Below are 24,989 nucleotides of genomic sequence, written 5' to 3' on the forward strand. Positions count from 1 at the left end.
AAATTCGACACACAGGTGCGCAGCAGCCTCTGCTTGCCGTAACAGTAAGGACCACAAGGAATATGACGCAGCCAGGTACGTCGCTACCGGTAGATGCGCCGGACAAGCTCGACTCAGGTGTGTTGAAGATCGCGGGCGTCGTTGTTCTCGGCGCCATCATGTCCATTCTCGATGTCACCGTGGTCAGCGTTGCGTTGCCGACGTTCATGGAGGTCTTCGACGCGACGTATGCAACGGTCGCGTGGACAATGACCGGATACACGCTCGCGCTTGCGACGGTGATTCCGCTGACCGGTTGGGCCGCAGACCGTTTCGGCACCAAGCGCCTCTACATCGCAGCATTGATTCTGTTCGTGTTCGGATCGGTTCTGTGCAGCTTCGCCTGGGACATCACGTCGCTCATAACGTTCCGTGTCCTGCAGGGGCTCGGTGGCGGAATGCTGATGCCGCTGGGTATGACGATCATGACGCGCGCCGCCGGTCCGGAACGTATCGGTCGGGTGATGGCGGTGCTCGGTGTGCCGATGCTGCTCGGGCCGATCGGTGGCCCGATTCTCGGTGGTTGGCTTCTGCAGGCTGCAAGCTGGCACTGGATCTTCCTCATCAACGTTCCGATCGGCGCCATCGCACTCATTGCGGCCGTCGTGATCTTCCCGAAGGACAACCCGACTCCGTCCGAGTCCTTCGACTTCATGGGAATGCTCATGCTCTCGCCGGGTCTGGCCCTGTTCTTGTTCGGCGTGTCGTCCATCCCGGAAACCGGGACGGTTGTGGCGACGCGTGTGCTCCTGCCCGCGATCGCCGGCTTCGCGCTGATAGTGGCTTTCGTGCGCCACGCCCTGCGCACCGAGCACCCTCTGATCGATCTTCACTTGTTCAGGAACCGTGCGCTCACGGTCGCGGTGCTCACCACCGTTCTGTTCATGGTGGCGTTCATGGGTGCGGGTCTGCTCTTCCCGAGTTACTTCCTGCAGATTCGCGGTGAAAGTACGCTCGCGGCCGGGTTGCTGCTCGCACCGCAAGGGCTGGGCGCAATGCTGACGATGCCGATTGCGGGCACGTTCGCAGACCGCATGGGACCCGGCAAGATCGTTCTCGTGGGCATGGTGTTCATCACTGCAGGTATGGCTGTGTTCACTCAGGTCGGCGCCGACACCTCGTACGCAGTTCTGCTAGGAGGCCTGTTCGTGATGGGCATGGGCCTCGGCGCCACGATGATGCCGATCATGACCGCCGCACTCCAGACTCTCAACGATCACACGATTGCGCGCGGTTCGACGTTGATGAACATCGTGCAGCAGACGGCCGGATCCATTGGTACTGCTGTCATGTCCGTCGTGCTGACCAGCCAGATGAAGAACGTTGTCAATGCGACGTCGCCTGCCGACGCACTCGATATCTCGGCGGGAGCGTTCGGAACCACCTTCATGGTCGCCCTCGTTCTCATCGTGCTGACGTTCATCCCTGCATACTTCCTTCCGCGCAAGAAGATCGCACCGCTCGAGGGTGCAGACACGCCGAAGGCCGTTTTGCTGCACTGAGGCCTTCGCCGACACCACCGTGGCCGAGTCGCGCACGGATGTAGAAACGGGTTGTGGGTGTGCCGCCCGAGGTTGCAACTGTCAGCTTCCGACGCGCCCACAACCGGCTACGTCTGGCCTCGCGGGAGTATGTGCGCAAAGATCAGGAACGTGACGACAGTACTGGCGGTTGCCAATCAAAAAGGCGGCGTCGCAAAAACCACTACGGTGGCATCTCTTGCGGCAGCGCTCCACGCTCTCGAACAACGGGTTCTCGTGGTGGATCTGGACCCGCAAGGATGCCTGACATTCTCCCTGGGCCACAACCCGGACAAACTCACCACCTCGGTACACGAGGTTCTGACCGGCGACGCTTCGGTGGCCGACGCGATCGTCGACACCGACGAAGGCATCGTACTTTTGCCTGCCACCATCGATCTGGCAGGTGCCGAAGCGCTTCTGCTGATGCGTGCAGGACGTGAATTCGCTTTGAAGCGCGCTCTGGCAGCTGTGATCGACGACTTCGACGTCATCGTCATCGACTGCCCGCCGTCGCTCGGTGTGCTGACACTCAATGGTCTGACCGCCGCACAGTCGGTGCTGGTGCCCCTGCAATGTGAAACGTTGGCGCATCGGGGGGTTGGCCAGCTGCTGCGTACCGTGTCGGAGGTTCAGCAGATCACCAATCCCGATCTTGCGTTGCTCGGTGCGCTGCCGACGTTGTTCGACGCTCGTACCACGCACAGTCGTGACGTGCTCAGTGATGTATCCGACCGGTACGCGCTGCCCGTGCTCGCGCCGCCGATTCCACGCACCGTGCGTTTCGCCGAAGCATCGGCATCGGGAGCGACTGTTCTCTCGGGCCGGAAAAACAAAGGAGCGCAGGCATATCGGGAGCTCGCCGCAAATCTGCTCGCCCACTGGCAGAAGGGTTCAGCCCTGAAAACGTACACGCCCGACGAAAGCTGAACTGGGGCTACGGTGAAGCGGTTCCGGCCAACGCGGTAATAGTGTCTCCGCGCTGTTCCACGATGACACCGCCGATGACGGACATGCCGACAGGCCCGATGTAGTCGCCGCGGTCCACCGCAATGGTGCGGTCGGCGGCCCCGGTCGCCGGATCGATGACTGCGATGCCCTCAGGAATGGGAATCAACAGTTTGCCTGCCATGAGTGCGCCCTCGCCCAGCGACCCGGGTAGTGACCAAAGCGGGGCCAGGTCGCTCAATCCCAGTGCGACTGTCCCACTTCCGGTCCACCAGCTGAAAACGCTCGCAGCCTTGGCCGGCGGCGGAGTATCGACGAATGAGGGTTCGGAGAGTGCGTCGGGGAGATCGTATGAGCCGAGCGGCTGAGCCGTGCCGTCGAACAGTGCGATGCTCGCGGGCTTGCCCGAATGTGCTGGGATGGCCAGCGCCACACGATCTCCCGACGCCACGATCACCGTGGCGCCCTGTCCTGTCTCATCCCCCCCAGTTCCGTTTTCTTCGGTCAACGAGGCCACGACACTCGACCCGTACTCTTCCGGTTGGGATGCATCCGTCGGAGCCGGGTTCATCGATGTGAGCCGGGGAGCAGATTCACCGGGGCAGCTTTCGAGCACTGCAACCCGCGAACTGTTCGAAGCGGACGACAGTAGGGTGCATCCCGATCTGGGTTGCGTGTTCGGGTTGACGGGAGCGTCAACTCGGCCGTATTCGAGGGTCCGCACGAGGTCGGAGCGCCATAGTTCCATCCGAGTGGCGCCGCGCGAGGTGAGGTACGTTCCATCACCCACCAGATCGACCTGCGCATCGGCGTCGCTGGAGCGCTGAGCTGAGCGTGTACCGGTCGAAGTGTCCAGCTCGGTCGCCTGCGAGCACCCGCGCTCGTCGCGATAGACCACGACGGCGGTGTTCCAGGAGCTGGCGATTCCGCACAGAGACGTGTCCCGGGTGTAGGTCCAGGAGACCGATCCGTCTCGCGGATCACGGCCGGTGACGGTGCCGTCATCGCCTGCGACGACGGCACTACCGGTGACAACAGGGGACTCGGTGACCGGGCTGTGTGCATGCCAGATATCGATCAGAGATTCGGGCACGGACATGGAGACGCTCAACTGCGGAAGTGGGGAATGCGTCGTGTCGGACGTCGTGCCGTGTGCATCGCTGCGGAGCCAGATCGTTCCGAGAGCGAGCACCGCGACAACCACAAGGGCTGCCGCGGCGACGAGATCCGACCGTCGACGACGTTCGGGTGCCAGCACAGAGAAGGAGACTACTCGGCCGAGGACCGAACGGTCTCCTGCTGACCGGCCGTGTCCTGTGCGGGTGCGGTAGAGGAGGACGGGCGACGACGTCGGCGACGCTTGCGCGGTGCCGCCGAATCCGAATCGCCTGATGTTGCCGGGCGACCCTCGGAATCGGATGGTGCGGAATCACCGGACACGGTGTCCACCGCCCCTGACTTCGGGGCCTCGGTATGACCTGTCGCGGACTCACCAGCGCGCGTCCGCCGACGGGACCGGCTTCGGCGAGGTTTGGTGGCGGCTGTCGTCTCGACAGTCGCATGCTCGGTGTCGTCCGCATGCTTGGGGCCGTCGTCTGTCGTATCGGAGCTCTCGGACTCTGCGGGCTTCACCGACTTCTTCTTCACTGAACCGGTGACATCGGTGGGAATGTCGAGTTCTTCGAAGAGGTGGGGTGAGCTCGAGTACGTCTCGACGGGGTCGGGCGTGTCGAGTTTGAGCGCCTTGTCGATGAGCTGCCACCGCGGAATGTCGTCCCAGTCCACGAGCGTGACGGCTATACCGGTGCGTCCAGCACGGCCGGTACGGCCGATCCGGTGGACGTAGGTCTTCTCGTCCTCGGGGCACTGGTAGTTGATGACGTGCGTGACGTCGTCGATGTCGATACCGCGGGCAGCAACGTCGGTGGCGACCAGAACGTCGATGCCGCCGGTGCGGAACTTCTTCAGAGCCTTCTCACGCTGGATCTGGCCCAGATCGCCATGGACCGCGCCGACGGCGAAGCCGCGTTCGAGGAGTTCGTCGGCTACCTTCTGGGCGGTGCGCTTGGTACGAGTGAAGATCATCGTGGCGCCGCGACCGTTGGCCTGCAGAACCTTCGACACCATCTCGACCTTGTCGAGCGCATGTGCACGGAAGACATGCTGCTTCGTCCGATCGTGCACGGCGGACGAGTCCGCTTCCTCTGCGCGGATATGGGTCGGCTGCGTCAGGAAGGTACGGGCGAGTGTGATGATCGGACCCGGCATCGTCGCCGAGAACAACATCGTCTGACGCTTGTCCGGAACCATGCCGAGAATGCGTTCGATGTCGGGGAGAAATCCGAGATCGAGCATCTCGTCGGCCTCATCGAGAACGAGGACGCCGACCTTGCCGAGGATCAAGTGCCCTTGCTTTGCCAGGTCGAGGAGCCGACCCGGGGTGCCGACGACGACATCGACGCCCTTCTGGAGAGCGTTGATCTGCGCTTCGTACGGGCGACCACCGTAAATCGACAGAACCTTCACCGGTCCGTTGGTCGACTTCAGGTGCTTCGCTGCGTTCTCGAGATCGGAGGTGACCTGAACGCACAGCTCACGCGTGGGAACGATTATCAGCGCCCGCGGTGTGCCGTCGAGTGGATGGGTGCCCGAGTCCGGCGTGGCGATGCGGTGAAGCAGCGGAACTCCGAAACCGAAGGTCTTGCCCATTCCGGTTCTGGCCTGACCGATGAGGTCGTCGCCTGCCAGTGCCAGGGGCAGCGTCAATTCTTGAATGGCGAAGGTGCGCTCGATCCCGATGTCTTTCAGGGACCGGACGATGTCCTCGCGTACGCCGAGTTCTGCGAACGTGGGCGGTACGTGGGTGTCGTCGAGCTGGGCCGACAACGTGGTGTCGCCGGTTTCGGGTTCTTGGTCGATGACGATCTTGCTCAGTGTTCTAGCCTTCCTCGTGGTCACACGTACGCACAAGAAAGGACACAGGCCTATTGCCGGCCGAAGTCGATGCCCTCGATCCTTCTGTGATGCCGCAGCGAGCCTCAGCCGTGTCGTTGGAACTGTGAAGAACTCGACAGGCGAAGCAGTCGTTGCGAACGAAGATCAGGTGCGCACACATTGTCGCGGATCTCCGCGTCGAAAATCGGTCCGTGCTATCGGTCCGGGCGGATATCCGAGCACCATGGTAGCTTGCCCGGCACTCAATTCGCATATCTTGCCCTATCTTGCTGGTCCCGGCCGTGCGAGTCGGTGTGAACATTCGCATGTCGGCGGCGGCGCGGTGGGGTGGCGGGCGAGACTACGATCTAACGCATGGGAGCCCACTCGTCCGAATCGTTCACCGACGAAGCACTGTCCGACACGCTCGGTACACCGACAAGTTCAGGCGAGCAAGCGCGGATTCCGTTCGATCACCCCGGGGTTCCGGAGCTGCTGGCAGTTCTCGCGTACGGCGAGATCTCGGCGTTCTACCGGTTGGCCGAGGATGCACGCATGGCGCCGTCCATGCAGGGGCGCGTGGCACTGGCGAGCATGGCCGCAGCCGAGATGAATCACTTCGAGACACTGGTGAACGCATTGTCCGATCGTGGCGTCGAGGTGTACTCCGCCATGGATCCTTTTGTTCGCGCGCTCGACGACTATCACGCGTCGACCAACCCGTCGACGTGGTTGGAAGTTCTCGTCAAAGCTCACGTGGGAGATGGGTTGGCGGCGGACTTCTACCGCGAAATCGCCCACACGCTGGATCCAGCTGTCGCGGCGACGGTCCGCGAGGTGCTGGCGGAAACGGGGCACTCGGAGTTCGTCGTGCACGAGGTGTCGACCCGTGTGAAAGCGAGTTCTCAGGACAAGGCGCGGCTGATGCTGTGGGGTCGACGGCTGCTCGGAGAAGCGATCACTCAGGCGCAGTTCGTTCTGGCGCAGCGCGAAAGCCTGACCGATCTGGTGATCACGTCGTCCGGCGATCTCAACGGAGTCGCGGCGCTCTTCGATCGGATGCAGGAACAACATTCGGAAAGAATGGGTGTTCTCGGCTTGATCTGACCTGTCGTCGGCCGGCGAGAAGCGTGTGTTCGCTGACAGCACAGCCACGGGTGAGGCCTGCCGAACCGGGAGGCACTAGCCTTGAGCGGAGCAGCGCACGCTAAATCTATGAGTTCGGAGGTTGGCCGTGGAGGTCAAGATCGGTGTAACGGAAAGCTCTCGCGAGCTCGTGGTGAACAGTGGCCAGTCTCCGGAAGAGGTCGAGACGCTCGTCGCCGAGGCCTTGAGCGGTAAGAAGGACATTCTGTCCCTCGTGGACGAAAAGGGTCGTAAGTACCTCGTGCAGTCCGCGAAGGTGTCCTACGTCGAGATCGGTCCCGCCGATTCGCGCAAGGTCGGTTTCGCTACCTCGTAATGCAGACGAATATGTGACATGCAGCCCAGTTCGGGCACACGAAAGGGCCGCGCATCGCCAGGAGCGATGCGCGGCCCTTTGTTTGCTGTCAGCAGGTCATGGGGACTGAAGCGGAACGTGGGACAGTCCGCCCCACGCGAGCGAGACCGTGGTGTCGACCGCGTCTTCCTTGGAGATCGGGCGGTCTGCTTCGAGCCAGTAACGGGCGGTGAACTGACTTGCGCCGACCAAGCCGACCGCGAGAACACGGGCGCGGTACGGGTCGAGACCCGAGTCGTGCGCAACGAGGTCGAACACAGCATCGACGCATGCTTCGGTGGCCTGTTCGACACGTGCGTTGACCTGAGGGTCACCCATGAGGTCGGACTCGAACACCAACCGGAAGCCTTGAGTGTCGGTGTCGACGAAGTCGTAGAACGCCAGAACGGCAGCTCGGACGCGCTTGCGGTTGTCTGTCGTGGAACGCAGTGCCTGCCGGACGCCCGAAATCAGAGTGTCGACATAGCTCTGAAGCACAGCGAGGTAAAGCTCGAGCTTGCCAGGGAAGTGCTGGTAGAGAACCGGCTTGCTCACGCCCGCGCATTCGGCGATCTCGTCCATGCCCGACGCGTGGTAACCGCGGGTCACGAAGATCTCGCTTGCCGCTGCGAGCAGTTGCGCGCGTCGCGCTTCACGCGGTAACCGAGCGCTTCGACGGCCTGGTGTTGAGGTCGGACGGTCCGAGGACATCCGATCCGCGAGTTCAGTCATTGTGGTAATTCCCATCCGCGTCGTCACCGCGCGAGTAGTAAGGAACGGCTCGCTGGCTCGAGTCGAGGAGCCGCCGTTATCCATTGCGCAGATCGTGAAGCAACGATACCCGCCAGCGCCTCCTCGTCGACCTCTGCGGTGCGCGGGTCGTCGCGCATCGGTTGTTCCGAGTAGGTGAAGGGTCGGTTACGCGAAGGATTACTCGTCCTAGGGTTTGTTCGGACCCACAAACATCGGCGCGGCGGGCGGCGTACGCGGACGACTGTGAGATTCTGGCGTGGTGACTGACCGAGGCGGACCGCGGAGCAGCGGGCGGACATGGGCAGACGCCGACGAGAACCGTTACGCGGAACATCGGGGGTCCGAACCACGTCGCGTCCGCAGCGAAGGCCCGTCAGAAGGTCGACCGCGACGCCCCGACGACGGCAGCTCCGGCGGATCCGACGGTCGAACGTCCGACGACCTCCCTCGTGAGGTTGGCGGACGCGGGTCGCATCAGCCGTTACGAGCACAGTGGGATCCGACTGCGCGTAGCGAATCGCAGCGGACTCGTTCTCCGCGGCCGGAGCGCACAGTGAGGAAGCAGTCCAAGCTCGGCAAGTTCGCGTCCGTGTACGGCTGGCGCGCATATGCCATTCCAATTCTTCTGGTGGTCACCACCCTGGTAGTAGTCGATGCAGTGCGGACTGGAGATCCTGGTACGTCGCCGATCACTGCTGGTTCCTCCCAGGCTGCCGAACCAGGGTTCGGTGAGCTGAGTTCCGGTACGACGGACACCACCGGGGTGATCGGGGTACCTCCGACAGCCGACGGCAACTTCGCCGAATCCATTCCGTCGGGCGAGCTGCCGGACGGTGGCTCGTTCACTGTGCAGGGAGCAGGTACGTGGCACCTCGTACCCGGCATGAGCGATCAGGTGGGGCAGGGAACCGAACGAGTGTTCACCTACAGCGTCGAGGTCGAGGACGGGGTGGACACAGCAGGCTTCGGTGGTGACGAGTCTTTCGGTCGACTCGTCGACGAGACGCTCAGAAATCCCAAGAGTTGGACAAACGACCCGCGTTTTGCGTTTCGGCGGATAGATCAGGGAGAACCGGACTTTCGGATCTCCCTGACGTCGCAGATGAGTATCCGTCAGGCATGCGGATACGACATCCAACTCGAAGTGTCCTGCTACAACCCCGGTATCGGCCGGGTCGTGCTCAACGAGCCTCGGTGGGTTCGCGGCGCTGTCGCGTTCCAAGGCGACATCGGTTCTTATCGGCAATACCAAATCAATCACGAGGTCGGCCACGCGATCGGCTACCAGCAGCATCAGCCGTGTGAGATCGACGGCGGGCTTGCGCCGGTGATGATGCAACAGTCTTTCGGGACGTCCAACGACGACATCGCGCGGCTCGATCCGGAGGGTGTCGTGCCGATGGACGGCAAGACCTGCAGATTCAACTCGTGGCCGCATCCGCGCGCTTGACGGTTCACCGCTCCTGCTGCAGTTCTCGACGCCGATGTTCGGTAGCGTCGTGACATGACTCAGCTGCCGCCCCTCGTAGAGCCGACAGGTGAGCTGTCGAATCAGGACGTAGCTCGTTACAGCAGGCACCTCATCATCCCGAAGGTCGGAATGGACGGGCAGCGCCGGTTGCGAGCGGCACGCGTTCTCGTCATCGGCGCAGGGGGACTGGGATCGCCTGCGCTTGCCTACCTCGCGGCTGCAGGCGTCGGAACGCTGGGTATCGTCGAATTCGACGAGGTGGAACTGTCCAATCTCCAGCGCCAAGTCATCCATGGTCGGTCTGATGTCGGCAGATCCAAGGCGGCCAGTGCGCGAGATTCCATTCATGAGCTGAACGACGGCGTCGACGTCAGGCTCCACGAATTCCGTTTGGATCGGTCGAATGCGGTCGAGCTCTTCGAGCAATACGATCTGATTCTCGACGGCACCGACAACTTCGCGACCCGCTACCTCGTCAACGATGCGGCGATACTTGCAGGAAAGCCCTACGTCTGGGGGTCCATCTACCGATTCGAAGGTCAGGTATCGGTCTTTTGGGAGGACGCGCCAGGGGGTGTCGGGCTGAACTATCGAGATCTGTACCCGGAAGCTCCGCCGCCGGGGATGGTGCCGTCGTGCGCCGAGGGCGGGGTACTCGGTGTGTTGTGTGCGTCGGTCGGCTCGATCATGGTGACCGAGGCGATCAAGCTGATCACGGGCATCGGAGACACCCTTCTCGGCCGCCTGATCGTGTATGACGCACTCGCGATGACCTATCGGACAATCAGGGTGCAGCGAGACCCGGAGCGCGTGGCGGTGACAGAATTGATCGACTACGACGAGTTCTGTGGTGTTGTCTCGGCGGACGCAGAGGCGGCAGCGGACGGGTCGACGATCACTCCGATGGAATTGGCGGCGCTCATGAACAGCTCCGAAAATTTTGCGCTGATCGACGTGCGCGAGCCCGTCGAATGGGACATCGTGCGAATCGACGGCGCGACGCTGATCCCCAAGGGTCGGATCATGTCAGGTGAGGCGCTGGCGGAGCTGCCTCAGGATCGCAGGGTCGTACTTCACTGCAAGACAGGGATTCGGTCAGCCGAGGCGCTGGCCGTGGTCAAACGGGCAGGCTTCTCCGACGCTGTTCACTTGCAGGGCGGGATCGTTGCCTGGGCCAATCAGGTTGATCCGTCCCTTCCCTCGTACTGACACCGCTGCTTGTCCGACGCCACTGCTTGTCCGACGCCGCTGCCTTTCTGCCGTCCAGCCGACTCGAGCTCTTACCGACTAAGGCGCTTACCGACTAGCGCGCCTAAGGACCGCCGTGGCAGGTCGGCGGTACCGTGAAGTGCGTGAGCTCAGTGGAACCCCCTCAGCACGTGATCTCCACGTTCGGGCTGCGAAACGTACCTCCTACCCCGCTCGGCGGGGATTGGGACGGTGGGTGGCGGCTCGGCGACGTTGTTCTGTCGCCTGTTGCAGACCACGCGAGAGCGGCGTGGTCTGCGAAAGTGCGTGAAAATCTGTCGGTCGACGGCGTCAGGTTGGCACGACCCGTCCGGTCGACCGACGGGCGATATGTCGTCAGCAGTTGGCGCGCCGACACCTTCATTGCGGGCTCGCCCGAGCCTCGGCACGACGAAGTGGTGTCGTTGTCCGTGCGACTGCATGCGGCTACCGCCCAGCTCGAGCGCCCCCGTTTTCTGGTTCAACCCCCGGTCGCGCCGTGGGCTGACGCCGATGTGTTCGTCGCTGCAGACCGTGCGGCATGGGAGGCGACACCGTTGCGAGCCGCCCGCGCTGCGGGTGCGCCCGAAGTGACGACGAAGGACGGCAAACAGAGTCTCGAGCTGATCACCCAGCTTGCGAGTCTACGAAAAGCCGTGATGTCGCAAGAGCAGTTGGTGCACGGTGATCTGTTCGGCACTGTGCTGTTCGAGGGCAACGACGCGCCTGGCATCACCGACATTGCTCCGTATTGGCGGCCTGCGTCATGGGCTGCGGCGGTGACGGTGGTGGACGCCATTTCGTGGGGCGGTGCCGACGATGCCCTGATCGGCCGGTGGGAAGATCTGCCGGAGTGGCCGCAGATGTTGTTGCGCGCTTTGATTTTCCGTTTCTCAGTGCATGCGCTGCACGCTCGATCGACGCCCGAGGCGTTCCCTGGGCTGGCGCGGACGGCAGATCTCGTACGGCTGTTGCTGTAGGGAGATCTAGCGGGCCGAAGGTTCGGGCGCGCTCGTCGCTTGACTGTCGGTTCCGAGCTCGTCGAAGAACGTCAAAGACGCGATACGTGCGCCTTCGGCGTCTCCGCTGACGATGGCGTCGACGAGCGCGGAATGCTCGTCGGCGTAGCCGTTTCCATGTGCGGTGACATGGTGGCGCATCGTGCGTTCGATCGTCGGAAGAAGAGAGTCGTAGAACTCGAGATAGATCGCATTGTGACTCGCTGCCACGATGGCGCGGTGGAACCGAGCGTCCACGGCGATCGCATGCTCGGTAGTGTCGTTCGCCCACGAGTGGTTGCGGTTCTCTAGGGCCTCGGTCAGTGCGCGGATGTCCTCGGTGTCTCTTCGCTCGGCGGCGAGGACGGCTGCCGTCACCTCCAGGGTGCGCCGCAACTCGGTGACGTCTCTGTCCTGCGAGTCGGCGAAAAATTTTCCGAGAGTTCCTCCGAGATCGGAGGTGGCCATGACGAACGTGCCCGACCCTTGCCTGCGTTCGACCATGCCAGCGTGGACGAGGGCCTGCACGGCCTCGCGCACCGTATTTCTTCCGGTTCCGGTCAACTCGCAGAGCTCCGGCTCGGTCGGAATACGCGTCCCGACGGACCAGCGTTTGCTGACAATTTCCTCGCGAAGTTGCGCCGTCACTTGTGAAATGAGGCTGGACCGCTGGACGTGTTGCACGCGTGACTCTCCTGTTGGCTTCCCGTTGTGCTCGCCAGTTTACTGCTTTGCGCCAGATGATCCGGTCATCCTATGATTTAGGGGTGAGTTCTACCGTCGTGACCGAGGCCGATGTCCGTTCCCGCGCGCCACACCTGTTTCGTGGGCGCGTACTGGTCTTCGCTGCCATCATCGTCTCGGCGCTGACCTTGCGTGCAGCAGTCACTTCGATCAGCCCGCTGTTCGGTCGTATCGGCGCAGACCTGCACTTCGGATCCGCCGTCGTCGGACTGGTGGGCATGTTGCCACCGGCAATGTTTGCCGTGTTCGGTCTCCTGACACCCATCATCGTCAAGCGGACCGGACTCGAACGCGCCGCGCTGATCGCGATGACGCTGACGACGATCGGTATGGCAACGCGTGCGTTCGCGCCGGGCACCGCATCGCTGCTCGGTCTCTCGGCGATCGCCCTTGCGGGTATGGGCATCGGAAATGTTGTCATCCCGCCTCTCGTGAAGCGTTACTTCTCGGACCGGCTGGCTGTTGTCAGCACTCTCTACATTTGTGCGCTGCAGATCAGCACCATGGTTCCGCCGCTGCTGGCCGTTCCCGTCGCCGAAGCGCACGGATGGCGCATCTCGATCGGTGTTTGGTCATTGGTGGGCGTGGCAGCAGCGGTGCCGTGGCTCGGCGTAGTTCTCGCACGCCGCGGTCGCGACACCGAAGACGTCTCCGCCGAGGCAGGATCGGCTGCGGTGCACGAGGCCGGGCCCGGCAAAATCTGGCGCTCGTCCCTGGCCTGGGGGATGGTCTGCATGTTCGCGATGACTTCCTTCATCACGTACTCGATGCTGACCTGGCTACCCACGATTCTCACCGACGCAGGGATCGATGAAGCTCTCGCGGGTGCCTCGGTCGCGGCGTTCGGAGCCATGGGATTGATCTCCTCGCTGGTTGCGCCATCGTTGTGTGCCCGCCTGCGCAACCCATTCGGACTCGTCGTTGCAGCAGCGGTGTTCTACCTCGTCGGCTTCGCCGGCCTGTATTTCTCACCGACCAGCGGTACCGTTCTGTGGGTGTGCTTCATCGGTCTCGGCACGATGACCTTCCCGATGTCGCTGACGCTCATCAACCTGCGGACGCGTACACCTGCCGGCTCCTCGGGTCTGTCCGGTTTCACCCAGGGCCTCGGTTACGTGGTGTCGGCGACCGGTCCGCTGTCGTTCGGTCTGCTGCACACACTCTCCGGCGGTTGGGCCGTTCCGATTCTCGTCCTGACCGGCTGTGTCGCAGTTCTTCTGGTCGGCGGATTCTTCTGCTGCAGGCCGCGAATGCTGGAAGACACCTGGTGATCATCGCGGAGGTCGTGCTTCCTCCGTCTCACGAATGCTGAATTGGCAACGTGAGACCAAGTTAATCCACAGGTCACCGCGGGCAGCGCCCGCGCAACATGGTTTTTCTATCTTTGGGTCTCCCACGCGATCAGGAGGCCCACGTGACCAGCACACCCGAGGCACCATCAGCCGAAACTGCTTCGACAGCGACGCCAGAGCCGGGGACGGTTCCAGTGTCGATCAAGCATCGCATCAGTCACTGGAACTCCGAGGATGTAGCGGCCTGGGAGGGCGGCGGCAAAGCAATTGCGAAACGGAACTTGATCTGGTCCGTCGTAGCCGAACACGTCGGCTTCTCGATCTGGTCGATCTGGTCCGTCATGGTTCTGTTCATGCCGGTCTCGGTCTACGGCATCGACGCTGCAGGTAAGTTCTTCCTGGTCGCGGTGCCCACGCTGGTCGGCGCGATCCTCCGCATTCCGTACACGTTCGCGACCGCGAAGTTCGGCGGCCGCAACTGGACGATCTTCAGCGCGCTGGTGCTGCTGATCCCAACGCTTCTGACCATGTACTTCATGTTGAACCCGGCGTCGTACACCACCTACATTGTGGTCGCCGCGTTCGCCGGTCTCGGTGGTGGCAACTTCGCCTCGTCGATGACCAACATCAACGCGTTCTACCCGCAACGCGAAAAGGGCTGGGCGCTAGGGCTGAACGCAGGTGGCGGCAACATCGGTGTGCCCGTGATTCAGTTGATCGGCCTACTCGTCATCGCCACGATCGGCAACACGGCCCCGGAGCTGGTCTGTGCCATCTACCTCGTCTTCATCGCCGTCGCAGCAGTCGGTGCGGCCCTCTTCATGGACAACCTCGACAACCAGAAGACCAACGGCCGCTCGATGATCGACGTTCTCAAGTTTTCCGACGCATGGTGGATCGCGTTCCTCTACATCGGCACCTTCGGTTCGTTCATCGGCTTCAGCTTCGCGTTCGGTCAGGTGCTACAGATCAACTTCCTGGCCGGCCTCACCGACGGCGCTCCTGCCACGCCGCCGCAGCAGGCGCAGGCGTCGCTGCACGCAGCGCAGATCGCCTTCCTCGGACCTCTCCTCGGATCGATCTCGCGTCCCTTCGGCGGCAAGCTCGCCGACAAGATCGGCGGCGGCAAGATCACCTTATACACCTTCGTCGCGATGGTCTTTTCCACCGGAATTCTGGTTGCCGCAAGCACCTGGGACGACGGCACAGCCGGTGCAGCCAGCGGAACGATGATGACGCTCTTCGTCGTAGGATTCATCCTCTTGTTCCTGCTGTCCGGTCTGGGCAATGGCTCGGTTTACAAGATGATTCCTGCGATCTTCGCTGCCAAGTCGGTCGAATTGCAAGGCATGACAACGAATGAGCAGCAGCACTGGTCGCGTCGGATGTCGGGAGCGCTCATCGGAATCGCCGGTGCCATCGGCGCTTTGGGCGGTGTCGGTATCAATCTGGTTCTGCGCGCCTCGTACACGGGCTCCGCAAAGTCTGCGACGAACGCCTTCTGGGTTTTCCTCGGCTTCTACGTTCTGTGCGGATTGGTTACCTGGGCCGTCTACCTCCGCAAGCCTCGTGTCATTGCAGACGAGGCGACAAACGCATCCGTCGCGGTCTGACTCGACAACTCTCGAGCTTCGATCGACAAATACTTTGAAAGGACCTCACGTGAAGAACGCGGTGGTTGTAGGACACGGAATGGTCGGTCACCGATTCGTCGAGGCGCTTCGCGCACGGGACGACGCTTCCGACTGGAAGGTCACGGTGCTGTGCGAGGAGGCACTGCCGGCCTACGACCGCGTGGGACTCTCGTCCTATGTCGGCGCCTGGGATCACAAAGAACTTGCTCTCGCGGGCAACGACTATCCCGGTGACGCCATCGTCGACATGAGGCTCGGCGTGCGAGCCGACAGTATCGATCGGGCCGGGAAAACGGTCACGACCTCGACCGGTGACATCGTCGACTACGACGCGCTCGTGTTCGCCACCGGCTCATATCCTTTCGTTCCTCCGATCGCCGGCCACGATCGCCCGGAGTGTTTCGTCTACCGCACCCTCTCCGATTTGGACGAGATCAGGGCACGCGCCGACGCTGCAGGTCCGGGGGCGGTCGGCGTCGTTGTCGGCGGAGGATTGCTCGGGCTCGAAGCGGCCAATGCGCTGAAGAAAATGGGCATGACACCGCATGTCGTCGAGTTCGCTCCGCGACTCATGCCGTTGCAGGTCGATGAAGGTGGCGGCGCGCTGCTGGCACGTCTGGTCACCGATCTGGGGTTGCACGTGCACGCGGGCGTCGGAACGTCGTCGATCACCGAGAACCCCGACGGAGCTGGTCTGGCGGTGGAGCTCTCCGACGGTAGCGTCATCGACGCAGCGCTTCTGGTGTTCTCCGCGGGTGTGCGTCCGCAGGATCAGCTTGCACGCGACTGCGGTCTCGACGTCGGTGAGCGCGGCGGAATCTTGGTCGACATCGGCTGCCGTACCGCAGATCCCGATGTCTACGCGATCGGCGAGTGCGCCGCAGTCGAAGGCCGGTGCTACGGCCTGGTCGCTCCGGGCTACTCGACCGCCGAGGTCGTCGCCGATCGCCTGCTGGGCGGCGAAGCCGAGTTCCCCGGCGCTGACATGTCCACGAAGCTCAAGTTGATGGGCGTCGACGTCGCCAGCTTCGGCGACGCCATGGCCGCGACGCCAGGAGCATTGGAGGTCGTCTTCAGCGACGCACCGAAGGGAACGTACGCCAAGCTTGTCGTGTCCGACGACGCGAAGACTCTGCTCGGTGGAATCCTCGTCGGCGATGCCACTGCGTACTCCTTGCTCCGACCTCTTGTCGGACGTGAACTTCCCGGTGATCCCGGCTCGTTGATCTCGCCTGCGGCCGAGCAGGTCGGTATGGGCGCCCTGCCCGACGATGCGGAGATCTGCTCGTGCAACGGCGTTACCAAGGGGGCAATCTGCGGCGCAATCGAAGGCGGCGCATGCGATGTGGCCGCGGTAAAGAATTGCACCTCCGCCGGAACCACGTGTGGAGGATGCCTCCCGTCGATCAAGCAATTACTCGCAGCGTCCGGTGTGGTGATGTCGAAGGCGCTGTGTGAGCACTTCTCTCAATCACGTGCCGAGCTGTTCGAGATCGTGCGGGCGACCAATACCCGCACGTTCTCCTCGCTGATCGCCAAGTACGGCAACGGAAGTGGTTGCGACATCTGTAAGCCCGTCGTCGCCTCGATTCTGGCATCGACGTCCTCGGACCACATCCTCGACGGTGAGCAGGCATCGCTGCAGGACACCAATGATCACTTCCTTGCAAACATTCAGAAGAACGGCACGTATTCCGTCGTTCCACGGATGCCGGGAGGGGAGTGCACCGCCGAGCAGCTCATCGTCATCGGTGAGGTGGCACGCGATTTCGGTCTGTACACCAAGGTCACCGGTGGTCAGCGCATCGACATGTTCGGTGCTCGGGTGGAGCAGCTGCCGGCTATCTGGAAACGTCTGGTGGACGCCGGCATGGAATCCGGTCAGGCGTACGGTAAGTCGCTGCGAACGGTCAAGAGCTGCGTCGGCTCGAGTTGGTGCCGCTACGGCGTGCAGGATTCTGTCGGTATGGCCGTGGACCTCGAGAATCGTTACCGGGGCCTGCGGTCGCCTCACAAGATCAAGTTCGGTGTGTCCGGGTGCGCTCGCGAGTGTGCGGAGGCTCGCGGCAAGGACGTCGGCATCATCGCCACCGAGGGCGGCTGGAATCTCTATGTCGGCGGAAACGGCGGACAGTCGCCCAAGCACGCGCAGTTGTTGGCGTCGAACCTCGACGACGCAACGCTCGTCAGCTACATCGACCGGTACCTCATGTTCTACGTCCGAACCGCCGATCGTCTCCAGCGGACGGCGCCCTGGCTCGATTCCCTCGACGGCGGACTCGAGCACCTGAAAGCAGTCGTCTGCGATGACAGTCTCGGGATCGGCGCAGAACTCGAAGCCGATATGGATCGCCACGTAGCCGGATACAAGGACGAGTGGGCCGGAGTGTTGGAGGACGAGGAGAAGTTGGGCCGCTTCGTATCCTTCGTCAATGCGCCCGAAGAATCAGATCCGACGATCACTTTCGATGAAAGTGGAGAACGCAAAGTTCCCGTGTTGATGGGAATGCCCTCCATCGGGGCCTGACAACGGCTCAGTCACGAAACTGAACGCATGTGTACACCCGGGTAATCGCCACTTAACGACGAAGAAACATCGGCAACGTGCAATAGCACCAGGAGGTACACAGATGACTGTCATCGATTCTCGAACCACCACAGCCAGCACGACCGGGCAGGCCTCGGCCACTCACACAGCTCCCGAGTGGACCGCAGCGTGCGCTGTGGATTCACTGGTCCCTGGCCGAGGCGTGGCGGTGTTGTTGCACGGGGGAACACAGGCAGCCCTGTTCTTGCTACCTGGGGGTCATTTGTTCGCGGTCGGCAACATCGATCCGTTCGGCCGTGCCGCGGTCATGTCGCGAGGGTTGGTCGGCGACCGCGCAGGCGAGCCGACGATCGCCTCGCCGCTGCTCAAGCAGGTCTACTCCCTCGTCGACGGCCGCTGTCTCGACGACGAGTCCACGACGATCGGATCCTTCGAGACGAGGATCGTCGACGGAGTGATCTTCGTGCGTGGCGAATCGACATGACACAACCCGCCGAGGCCACTGAGCCTCTGGCCGGATTCACCGTCGGGATAACGGCGTCACGTCGAGCCGAGGAATTTGCAACGCTGCTGGTTCGGCGCGGTGCGTCGGTGATGCATGCCCCTGCCATTCGTATCATTCCGCTCGCCGACGACGCCGAGTTGGAACGTGTCACCGAGGCGATAATCGCCGCACCGCCTGAGATCACCATTGCAACAACGGGTATCGGCTTTCGTGGGTGGATCGAGGCTGCGGAGGGCTGGGGGCAGGCAGAAAATTTGGGACGCGCATTGGCATCGTCCAGATTGCTTGCCCGAGGTCCCAAGGCCAAGGGCGCAATTCGTGCGGCGGACCTGCGCGAGGAGTGGAGCCCGGCGTCGGAATGTTCGGCGGAAGTTCTCGAGCACCTGTTGCGAGAAGGGGTCGACGGAAAGCGGATTGCGGTTCAATTGCACGGCGCGACGACGGAATGGGAGCCTGTCCCGGATTTCTGCGAGGTGCTGCGCGAGGCGGGCGCCGACGTGGTTCCCGTTCCCGTCTATCGGTGGACCGCCCCGGACGACGGTGCGCCCATGGATCGAATGATCGAAGCCGTCGTCGTCGGCGACCTCGATGCAATCAGCTTCACGAGTGCGCCTGCGGTGGCGTCACTGCTGATGCGAGCCGACGAAAACGGCGTACTCGAACCTCTGCTGCAATCTATGCGCACCAGGGTGCTTCCCGTGTGCGTCGGCCCGGTGACTGCGGCGCCGCTGGAACAACTGAAGGTTCCCACCACGCAGCCGGCGCGCGCACGTCTGGGCGCACTGGCTCGTCATATCGCGGAGGAGCTTCCGAGGCGCTGCGCGCCAATGGACGCGGGTGGGCATTCTCTGAGCGTCCGAAGCAGGTGTGTTGTCGTCGACGGTGTCGTGCGTTCGGTGTCGCCTGCCGGTATGGCGCTGATGAAGACACTCGCAGCTCGGCCGGGACGGGTGGTTTCTCGCGACGAACTCCTTGCCGCTCTGCCCGGAGGCGGTGACGACACTCATGCCGTCGAGACTGCAATGACACGGCTTCGCTCTTCGCTCGGCGCTCCGAAGGTCATCCATACAGTGGTCAAGCGCGGGTACCGTCTGGCGGTCGATCCCGTCGAGGTGACTGAGAAATCTGCCGAAGCCGAGGCTGCCACGGTGTCCCATGCGTCGCCGATTCGGATCCCCGAAGGGAGCAAGTACTAGCATGACCAACCCCGGAAAAGCATCACTCGTTCTCGTCGCGCACGGTACGCGCAATCCACGCGGCGTCGAAATGATCGCCGAACTCGCCGATGCAGTGAGCCTGAAGGTTGGCACGACGCGCGTTGCGTTCGTCGACGTCCTCGGCCCGACTCCGAAAGAAGTTCTGCGTGAACTGGACGGTCCCGCCGTGGTTGTTCCCGCGTTCTTGGCATCGGGATACCACGTTCACACCGACGTTCCGCGAGAGGTGGCCGACAGTGGTCATCGCAGTGTGACGGTGACGTGTGCACTCGGGCCGGATCCGGTGTTTGCATCGGTTATGCTCGAGCGTCTCGTCGTGGCCGGTTGGCGTCCGGGCGACGCCATCGTGTTCGCGGCCGCCGGATCCTCGGACAGACGAGCACTTCTGGAGCATCGCCGTGCCGCTGCGATGCTCGCCGAGGTCACCCGCGTTCGAGTCGCAATCGGATATGTGGCCACCGCCGAACCGGCGGTTCCCGTCGCAGTCGAGACACTCAGGGCCGAGGGCCATCGACGAGTGTTCGTTTCTTCGTATCTCCTGGCACGAGGTCTCTTTCACACCCGCCTGGCCGACGCCGGTAGCGACGGGGTGGCCGACCCGATCGGATTGCATTCCGGCATAGTAGATTTGGTAGCCGAGCGTTTCTATGAGGGTTCCGCCAGACTCGTCAACGAGGCAGCAGGAGCAACTCAACCGGCACGCCGGGGTTGAACTCTGCGGGAATCAGCGCTAACGCGTCACTGTCGACCAGGTGCAGCAGATGTGCAGTACGAACGTGCTCCTGAACTCGCCAGTGCGTCCCGTCCAATTTCACGGGAACGAGGCGAGCAACAGATGATGTCGCCGAATGTTCGCCGGTCAGTAGTCCCATCATGGGCGCCCGCGGTGTCCGACAGGTCAGTGCGTCGACAATGGCGGGCCCGGTCAGCATCAGCGTGCACACCGCGGCCAAAGGATTTCCCGGCAGCCCGAGTACGACTGTTCCCGAGGGCAGTACCGCAGTGATCTGGGAACCGCCCGGCCGAATCTGTGTGCGGCGGACGATGACCTTCGCATCGGCCCGAACGAGTGCCGTGCGGAGTTGGTCGGCAGCACCACCGCCGGTTGCGCCCACCACGATGACGACGTCGGCGGTCGTCGACTGCGCGAGCAGATCTTCGAACGCGCCAGGGGAGTCCTGAAGGTACACGGTGTCGACGAGGGCGATGCCGCAGGTTGCCAAGTAATGCGTGAAGACAGGACCGACACTGTCGCGGGTCTGCCCCCGGGTCAATGGTCCTTCGCTGCGAATCTCGCTCCCACTCAGCACCACTCGGGCACTAACCGGTCCGCGAACGGTGAGTTCGCGCACTTCGCCGCTGAGCGCAACCGACACGACTGCAGCCGATACCTCTCGTCCGGCGGCCACCAATTCCACTCCCGCAGACCAGTCTTCGCCTGCACGGCGGGTGTCGTCTCGGGTGAGCACACCGTCGCGAAGACGCAGCGTGGCGCCGTCGCGCACAACGTGCTCGTCGCGCACTGTCGAGGTCGCACCCTTTGGTACGTGCGCTCCGGTTGCTATGCGGATCGCACGCCCGGTGCCGAGCGTCTCGTCGAGCGTGGTTCCCGCGTAGACGATTTCGCTGTGTATCGTCCATGGTCCGTCCCCTGCCACGGCGTAGCCGTCCATTGCCGAGATATCTACGGGCGGAAGGGGAGTGGCCGCGAAGATTGGTTGCGCCAGGGTGGAGCCGAAGGACCCGGCGAGCGGCACCGAGCGGGTGGGCAGCGGCGAAATGTGGCGGCGGATGTCGGCGCGGGCCTCGTCGGCTGTCGGGGTCGGCTCATCCGGTATGTCGGCTGCGGCGCTTTCGCGAGCTGCCGCGAGGTCACCGAGCGTGTCGCAATCGCCGATGTTCGGGATCTTCACTACGGCGTGGTCGTCCGGAACTATCGACCGCGCGGACTTGTTCGCAGTGTCCGAGAGGCCGGCTATGCGCCGGCGGAGCTCTCCCGCGTGCCAGGCTCCGAACAGATACTGTGTCCGACCGGAGTCGTCGGCGGCAAAAACTGCCGGGTGCGAGAGAAGCTCTGACAGAACGGTGTCGACGGACCCTTCGTCGACGAAGGGAAGGTCGGATGCCAGAACCATGATGACCTCCGCGGAACCTCCAATTGCAAGCGCCGACAATCCTGCTGCTATGGCCGCCACGGGCCCAGAACCCGGCGGACTTTCGCGGACCTGCACGATATCCGGACGCAGATCGTCGCGGTGCGGGCCGACGACCACGATGCGGCGTGCCACGGCGGTAGCGTCGATTGCGCGCTGTAGCAGGCTGATCCCTCCGACGGTCAAAGCCGGCTTGTCGACGCCGCCCATTCGGCGACCGCCACCTCCGGCGAGGATGATGGCATCGATTGTGAATTCTGGTGAGTGAGGTGTCACGTCGGAAGCGGGACGTTCTGCAGCCGGACCTGGCCTCGTGCGATCGTTTTGCCGCTGTCCGATGCAGTGATGGTTACCAGCCACAATTGCTGAACCTGGCTCTGTTGCAATGGTTCTGCGATCACATCGACGCGGCCGCCTTTGCTGGCGCGCAAGAAGTCGGTACCGTTGTGGACGCCGACGGCGAATTCGCCGCGGTCCTTGACTGCCTCGCTTGCGCCGATGCTGGCCGCGGATTCGACTGCGGTGGTGTAGACACCGCCGTGTACCACTCCCCACGGGGTGAGGTGTTCCTCCGTCAGTTCGATGTGTCCTGACACCTTGGTGCCGGAGACTTCGTCGACGACGAGTCCTGCTGCGGCCACGAACGGGCTTGCCTTGGCAAGTTCGTACTTCGCGGTCGGTCGCGGATCGAACTGTCCGAGGTTCATACCTGACGAGGTTAGTGCGTGGGGTCGGTCCGGTACACGTCAGTCCGAGAAACGATGGCTTTTCGGCGGTCCTTCGGGGCCGCATCGACCTCCTCCCCGAATGATCGACGCAAGCCAGGCCAATGATGCGACGGCCAGTGCAAAAATCAGTCCTGTTATCAACATTCATAGATAATGGACTGCTATTGGTGCAGATAGCTCAGTCCTCTGTGGCAAAGTGGTCTGATGGTCTCGTTCAACAAGACATCCGCCGAACTCGATGCTGTGGCGCTTGCCGCATTGCTCGGAGTAGTGGAAGGGGACGGGCAGCCTCTCTACCGCGCGCTGTGCGATGGCCTGCGGCGCATCATCTCCGATGGAGCGGCTGGAGCGGGGAGTCGGTTGCCGCCCGAGCGTGCGTTGTCGAACGCCCTCGGAGTCAGCCGCGTGACTGTGACCTCGGCTTACAAAGCATTGCAAGCGCAAGGCTGGGCGGAGGCCGTGCACGGTGCGGGGACGTTCGTCGCGATCCCTGTGGAAAAAACCTCGTGGGGCGCGATGATGCGCGCGGAATCCCCCGGTGTGCTCGACTTCGTCAATGCAGCGCCGGAGGCATCGCCTTTTCTGTCAGCGGCGTTCACGGATGCGCTGACCACGGTCGACTCGGCGCTGGCCGGACATGGATATGCGCCGTCGGGGACCCATGGACTTCGCACGGCGATCGCCGCGCGGTACACCGAACGGGGTTCACCGACCCACCCCGACCAGATCGTCGTCACCTCGGGTGCCGGGGATGCCGCGCACCTGGCATTCGAAACGTTCGCACGGCCGGGTAACAGGGTGCTCATCGAACATCCCACCTACCCTGGCGCGGTAGAGGCTCTGGAAAGTGTAGGAGCACTGGCTGTTCCAGTTCCGGTGGATGCCGCTGATCCCGATGCATTCGTCGACGAGGCGGATCGTGCCGCGCGCCAGAACGCACCGACACTGGCGTACCTGATGCCCGATTTCTCCAATCCGACGGGAGCGAGGATGACGGCGACCGGTCGACGAAGGCTTTCGGCGACGATGGCGCGTCACGGAATTCTGACGATCGTGGACGAAGTTGCGGCCGATCTGGTGCTGGACGGATCGCCCATGCTGGAGCCGTTCGGGGTTCCGGCACCTGGGACAGCGACTATTTCGATCGGTTCCCTCAGTAAAACGGTGTGGGGCGGACTTCGAGTCGGGTGGGTCCGATCCGATCGCGAACTCGTTGCTCGGATGGCGAGAACTTATGCCAAAAGGCAGCTGTCGGTGTCGATACTCGAACAGGCTGTGGCACTGCATGTGCTAGCGCGTTACGACGACGTTCTCGCGGCGCGCCGCACGTGGCTGCAGGGACAGCGAGATCTGCTGGTCTCGCACATGCGCGCCGATCTTCCGGGATGGACGTTCCGAGTTCCTGACGGTGGCTTGTCGCTGTGGTGCTCGTTGCCGGAGGGCATCACGTCCGAGGATGTCGTTCGGCGAGCCGCGACACAAAATCTACTGTTGGCCAGAGGTACTCGATTCGGAACCGGGTACGCCTTCGATGATCGATTGCGACTGCCGTTCACGCGTCCCGCCGTCGAGTTGGGTGCTGCCGTGCGAGTTCTGGCGGAGACGTTCTCGGGCGCGGCAGGGGAGGGACATACCGTCGAACCGGCCGAGGTGGTGGTCTAGGTCGTTCTACTCGAAACCGAACCTCACCGCTCGCAGGTTCACCCGCCCGTAGCTGGCCAGGACACCTTCTTCTCGAAGCCGTTCGAGTTGCTTCGCCGCGAGGTGAGCGGCGGGCTTGCCGCTTGCCGACAACACTCGATGCCACGGAAGATCGGCTGAATCGTTGCGCATGATCCAGCCAACGATCCGCGGACTGGACAACCCTGCGGCGGAAGCGATGTCGCCGTAGGTGACTACATTACCCACCGGCACCGATGCAACGAGTCGACGTACCGACTCGACCTGCTCGTCCGTAATTCGAGCCATCTAGAGCAACCTGCGCACCAGTTCGGCGACCTCCGTCGGTTTCGCCTGCGCGACCATGTGGTCGCAGTCGAGCTCGACGATGCTCAGATCGGCTCCCAGACGTTCCTTCAGCGCGGATTTGAGTTCATCGCCGACATACGGAGGCTGGACCCGCATGGCCTGGACCAGCACGGTGGGAGTCCCCGCGGGAGGCACGGCGAGCGGCCGAGCCAATTCGCCCCAGGACGAGACCACCGCCGGAGTGGATATCCGCCATGTGACCCGTCCGTTGTCGGCGGGAATCAGATGGTCGGTGACTTCCTGCTCCAGCAACTCGATCGGAACGTCGGCCCATGCGCCGTTGATCTTCTCGGACTTCGCTTCGTCGGCATCGGTGTAGTCGGGGTATTTGGCAGTCAGGCCTGCCACCTCGAGAAGATCCGCCGCGTCCAGATCGATTGCTGGATCCAGTAGGACCAACGCACGCACGAGTTCCGGGTGCCGCAATGCCAGGTGTATCGCCAATGCGCCGCCGAAGGAGTGACCCAGAACGAGGACCGGTCCACGAGCCTGGCTGGTCAGTAGTGCTGCGAGACTCTCGACCTGCGTGACAATGTCCCAGGGCGGAGTCCACGGCGACCGACCGTGGCCGATCAGATCGGGAGCGATCACGCGGGCCTCGGCAAGATAATTGTCGGCAAGATCGGCCCAGCGAGCACCGTGACCCGTCATCCCGTGAATTGCAAGAATCTCCGGACCGTCGGCGGGCCCGTAGGTGAAGAAGTTCAGCTCTGGCATGGTCTCGACTATGCCGTATCGGCGTCTGCGTTGCCGTGTCGCCTGGCTCCAGG

Annotated in this window: 22 protein-coding genes; 14 read left to right on the forward strand and 8 right to left on the reverse strand. The window is 63.0% G+C overall.

What is annotated here, in order from left to right:
- Positions 1-62: 62 nt before the first annotated feature.
- Positions 63-1,541: a DHA2 family efflux MFS transporter permease subunit gene (locus QMK17_RS17885; protein WP_283510632.1), complete on the forward strand. Its 1,479-nt coding sequence runs from the start codon at positions 63-65 to the stop codon at positions 1,539-1,541.
- A gap of 150 nt (positions 1,542-1,691) precedes the next feature.
- Positions 1,692-2,489, forward strand: coding sequence for a ParA family protein (locus QMK17_RS17890; protein ID WP_283510633.1), 798 nt, complete (start codon positions 1,692-1,694; stop codon positions 2,487-2,489).
- Between the two features lie 7 nt (positions 2,490-2,496).
- On the opposite strand, the gene QMK17_RS17895 is transcribed toward QMK17_RS17890, so the two are convergent.
- Together QMK17_RS17895 and QMK17_RS17900 are read right to left on the reverse strand one after the other, a co-directional pair.
- Positions 2,497-3,765: an Rv3212 family protein gene (locus QMK17_RS17895; protein WP_283510634.1), complete on the reverse strand. Its 1,269-nt coding sequence runs from the start codon at positions 3,763-3,765 to the stop codon at positions 2,497-2,499.
- An 11-nt stretch (positions 3,766-3,776) separates the two neighbouring features.
- On the reverse strand, positions 3,777-5,465 hold the full coding sequence (locus QMK17_RS17900; RefSeq protein ID WP_283510635.1) for a DEAD/DEAH box helicase: 1,689 nt from the start codon (positions 5,463-5,465) through the stop codon (positions 3,777-3,779).
- Between the two features lie 351 nt (positions 5,466-5,816).
- On the opposite strand from QMK17_RS17900, the gene QMK17_RS17905 reads away from it, so the two are divergent.
- A complete protein-coding gene (locus tag QMK17_RS17905; RefSeq protein WP_283510636.1) occupies positions 5,817-6,548 on the forward strand; it encodes a ferritin-like fold-containing protein in 732 nt (243 codons plus the stop codon).
- 127 nt (positions 6,549-6,675) lie between these two features.
- Entirely contained in the window at positions 6,676-6,903 is a 228-nt protein-coding gene (locus tag QMK17_RS17910) for a DUF3107 domain-containing protein (RefSeq protein WP_283510637.1), read from the forward strand.
- Between the two features lie 96 nt (positions 6,904-6,999).
- Here the strand turns inward: QMK17_RS17910 and QMK17_RS17915 are convergent, their stop codons facing one another.
- Complete coding sequence (locus tag QMK17_RS17915; protein WP_283510638.1) at positions 7,000-7,653, reverse strand: TetR/AcrR family transcriptional regulator; 654 nt, start codon at positions 7,651-7,653, stop codon at positions 7,000-7,002.
- A 280-nt stretch (positions 7,654-7,933) separates the two neighbouring features.
- On the opposite strand from QMK17_RS17915, the gene QMK17_RS17920 reads away from it, so the two are divergent.
- The 3 genes from QMK17_RS17920 to QMK17_RS17930 all read left to right on the forward strand — a co-directional run bounded on the left by QMK17_RS17920 (position 7,934) and on the right by QMK17_RS17930 (position 11,352).
- Complete coding sequence (locus QMK17_RS17920) at positions 7,934-9,124, forward strand: DUF3152 domain-containing protein (RefSeq protein ID WP_283510676.1); 1,191 nt, start codon at positions 7,934-7,936, stop codon at positions 9,122-9,124.
- A 54-nt stretch (positions 9,125-9,178) separates the two neighbouring features.
- Positions 9,179-10,354 (forward strand): adenylyltransferase/sulfurtransferase MoeZ, encoded by a 1,176-nt coding sequence (gene moeZ / locus QMK17_RS17925; RefSeq protein ID WP_283510639.1) that lies wholly within the window; start codon positions 9,179-9,181, stop codon positions 10,352-10,354.
- Positions 10,355-10,497: 143 nt separating this feature from the next.
- Positions 10,498-11,352 (forward strand): TIGR02569 family protein, encoded by an 855-nt coding sequence (locus QMK17_RS17930; protein WP_283510640.1) that lies wholly within the window; start codon positions 10,498-10,500, stop codon positions 11,350-11,352.
- 6 nt (positions 11,353-11,358) lie between these two features.
- Here QMK17_RS17930 and QMK17_RS17935 read toward each other — a convergent pair whose 3' ends face one another.
- On the reverse strand, positions 11,359-12,054 hold the full coding sequence (locus QMK17_RS17935; protein ID WP_283510641.1) for a FadR/GntR family transcriptional regulator: 696 nt from the start codon (positions 12,052-12,054) through the stop codon (positions 11,359-11,361).
- An 83-nt stretch (positions 12,055-12,137) separates the two neighbouring features.
- Between QMK17_RS17935 and QMK17_RS17940 the strand changes: the two genes are divergently transcribed.
- The 6 genes from QMK17_RS17940 to QMK17_RS17965 all read left to right on the forward strand — a co-directional run bounded on the left by QMK17_RS17940 (position 12,138) and on the right by QMK17_RS17965 (position 20,022).
- The gene (locus QMK17_RS17940) at positions 12,138-13,385 is read left to right on the forward strand and encodes an MFS transporter (protein ID WP_283510642.1); all 1,248 of its coding nucleotides are present in this window, start codon (positions 12,138-12,140) and stop codon (positions 13,383-13,385) included.
- Between the two features lie 221 nt (positions 13,386-13,606).
- Positions 13,607-15,019 carry a nitrate/nitrite transporter gene (locus tag QMK17_RS17945; protein WP_283510677.1) on the forward strand — a complete coding sequence of 471 codons (1,413 nt, stop codon included), beginning with the start codon at positions 13,607-13,609 and terminating at the stop codon, positions 15,017-15,019.
- Between the two features lie 49 nt (positions 15,020-15,068).
- Entirely contained in the window at positions 15,069-17,567 is a 2,499-nt protein-coding gene (nirB, locus tag QMK17_RS17950; RefSeq protein WP_283510643.1) for a nitrite reductase large subunit NirB, read from the forward strand.
- A 103-nt stretch (positions 17,568-17,670) separates the two neighbouring features.
- A complete protein-coding gene (nirD, locus tag QMK17_RS17955; RefSeq protein WP_283510644.1) occupies positions 17,671-18,072 on the forward strand; it encodes a nitrite reductase small subunit NirD in 402 nt (133 codons plus the stop codon).
- Entirely contained in the window at positions 18,069-19,289 is a 1,221-nt protein-coding gene (locus tag QMK17_RS17960; protein WP_283510645.1) for a uroporphyrinogen-III synthase, read from the forward strand. Before nirD ends, QMK17_RS17960 begins: the two co-directional genes overlap by 4 nt.
- A gap of 1 nt (position 19,290) precedes the next feature.
- Positions 19,291-20,022, forward strand: a complete 732-nt coding sequence (locus tag QMK17_RS17965; RefSeq protein ID WP_283510646.1) for a sirohydrochlorin chelatase — start codon at positions 19,291-19,293, stop codon at positions 20,020-20,022.
- Here QMK17_RS17965 and QMK17_RS17970 read toward each other — a convergent pair.
- Together QMK17_RS17970 and QMK17_RS17975 are read right to left on the reverse strand one after the other, a co-directional pair.
- A complete protein-coding gene (locus QMK17_RS17970; RefSeq protein ID WP_283510647.1) occupies positions 19,979-21,739 on the reverse strand; it encodes an NTP transferase domain-containing protein in 1,761 nt (586 codons plus the stop codon). The two genes, QMK17_RS17965 and QMK17_RS17970, sit on opposite strands and share 44 nt — an antisense overlap.
- Complete coding sequence (locus QMK17_RS17975; RefSeq protein WP_283510648.1) at positions 21,736-22,170, reverse strand: PaaI family thioesterase; 435 nt, start codon at positions 22,168-22,170, stop codon at positions 21,736-21,738. Before QMK17_RS17975 ends, QMK17_RS17970 begins: the two co-directional genes overlap by 4 nt.
- A 225-nt stretch (positions 22,171-22,395) precedes the next feature.
- On the opposite strand from QMK17_RS17975, the gene yczR reads away from it, so the two are divergent.
- On the forward strand, positions 22,396-23,853 hold the full coding sequence (gene yczR / locus QMK17_RS17980; RefSeq protein ID WP_283510649.1) for a MocR-like transcription factor YczR: 1,458 nt from the start codon (positions 22,396-22,398) through the stop codon (positions 23,851-23,853).
- Positions 23,854-23,859: 6 nt separating this feature from the next.
- Here the strand turns inward: yczR and QMK17_RS17985 are convergent, their stop codons facing one another.
- Both QMK17_RS17985 and QMK17_RS17990 read right to left on the reverse strand, forming a co-directional pair.
- Entirely contained in the window at positions 23,860-24,159 is a 300-nt protein-coding gene (locus QMK17_RS17985; RefSeq protein WP_283510650.1) for an MGMT family protein, read from the reverse strand.
- Positions 24,160-24,936: an alpha/beta fold hydrolase gene (locus QMK17_RS17990; protein ID WP_283510651.1), complete on the reverse strand. Its 777-nt coding sequence runs from the start codon at positions 24,934-24,936 to the stop codon at positions 24,160-24,162. It lies immediately after the preceding gene.
- Between the last annotated feature and the right edge of the window lie 53 nt (positions 24,937-24,989).

Source organism: Rhodococcus sp. G-MC3, from assembly GCF_030063335.1.
In the GTDB taxonomy this organism is placed as follows: Bacteria; Actinomycetota; Actinomycetes; order Mycobacteriales; family Mycobacteriaceae; genus Rhodococcoides.

Excerpts from the sequence above, each read along its gene's own strand:
- QMK17_RS17885 (WP_283510632.1), top strand. The coding sequence starts at position 63 with ATGACGCAGCCAGGTACGTCGCTACCGGTAGATGCGCCGGACAAGCTC.
- QMK17_RS17905 (WP_283510636.1), top strand. The coding sequence starts at position 5,817 with ATGGGAGCCCACTCGTCCGAATCGTTCACCGACGAAGCACTGTCCGAC.
- QMK17_RS17915 (WP_283510638.1), bottom strand. The coding sequence starts at position 7,653 with ATGACTGAACTCGCGGATCGGATGTCCTCGGACCGTCCGACCTCAACA.
- moeZ (WP_283510639.1), top strand. The coding sequence starts at position 9,179 with ATGACTCAGCTGCCGCCCCTCGTAGAGCCGACAGGTGAGCTGTCGAAT.
- nirD (WP_283510644.1), top strand. The coding sequence starts at position 17,671 with ATGACTGTCATCGATTCTCGAACCACCACAGCCAGCACGACCGGGCAG.
- QMK17_RS17960 (WP_283510645.1), top strand. The coding sequence starts at position 18,069 with ATGACACAACCCGCCGAGGCCACTGAGCCTCTGGCCGGATTCACCGTC.
- QMK17_RS17965 (WP_283510646.1), top strand. The coding sequence starts at position 19,291 with ATGACCAACCCCGGAAAAGCATCACTCGTTCTCGTCGCGCACGGTACG.
- QMK17_RS17975 (WP_283510648.1), bottom strand. The coding sequence starts at position 22,170 with ATGAACCTCGGACAGTTCGATCCGCGACCGACCGCGAAGTACGAACTT.
- yczR (WP_283510649.1), top strand. The coding sequence starts at position 22,396 with ATGGTCTCGTTCAACAAGACATCCGCCGAACTCGATGCTGTGGCGCTT.
- QMK17_RS17985 (WP_283510650.1), bottom strand. The coding sequence starts at position 24,159 with ATGGCTCGAATTACGGACGAGCAGGTCGAGTCGGTACGTCGACTCGTT.
- QMK17_RS17990 (WP_283510651.1), bottom strand. The coding sequence starts at position 24,936 with ATGCCAGAGCTGAACTTCTTCACCTACGGGCCCGCCGACGGTCCGGAG.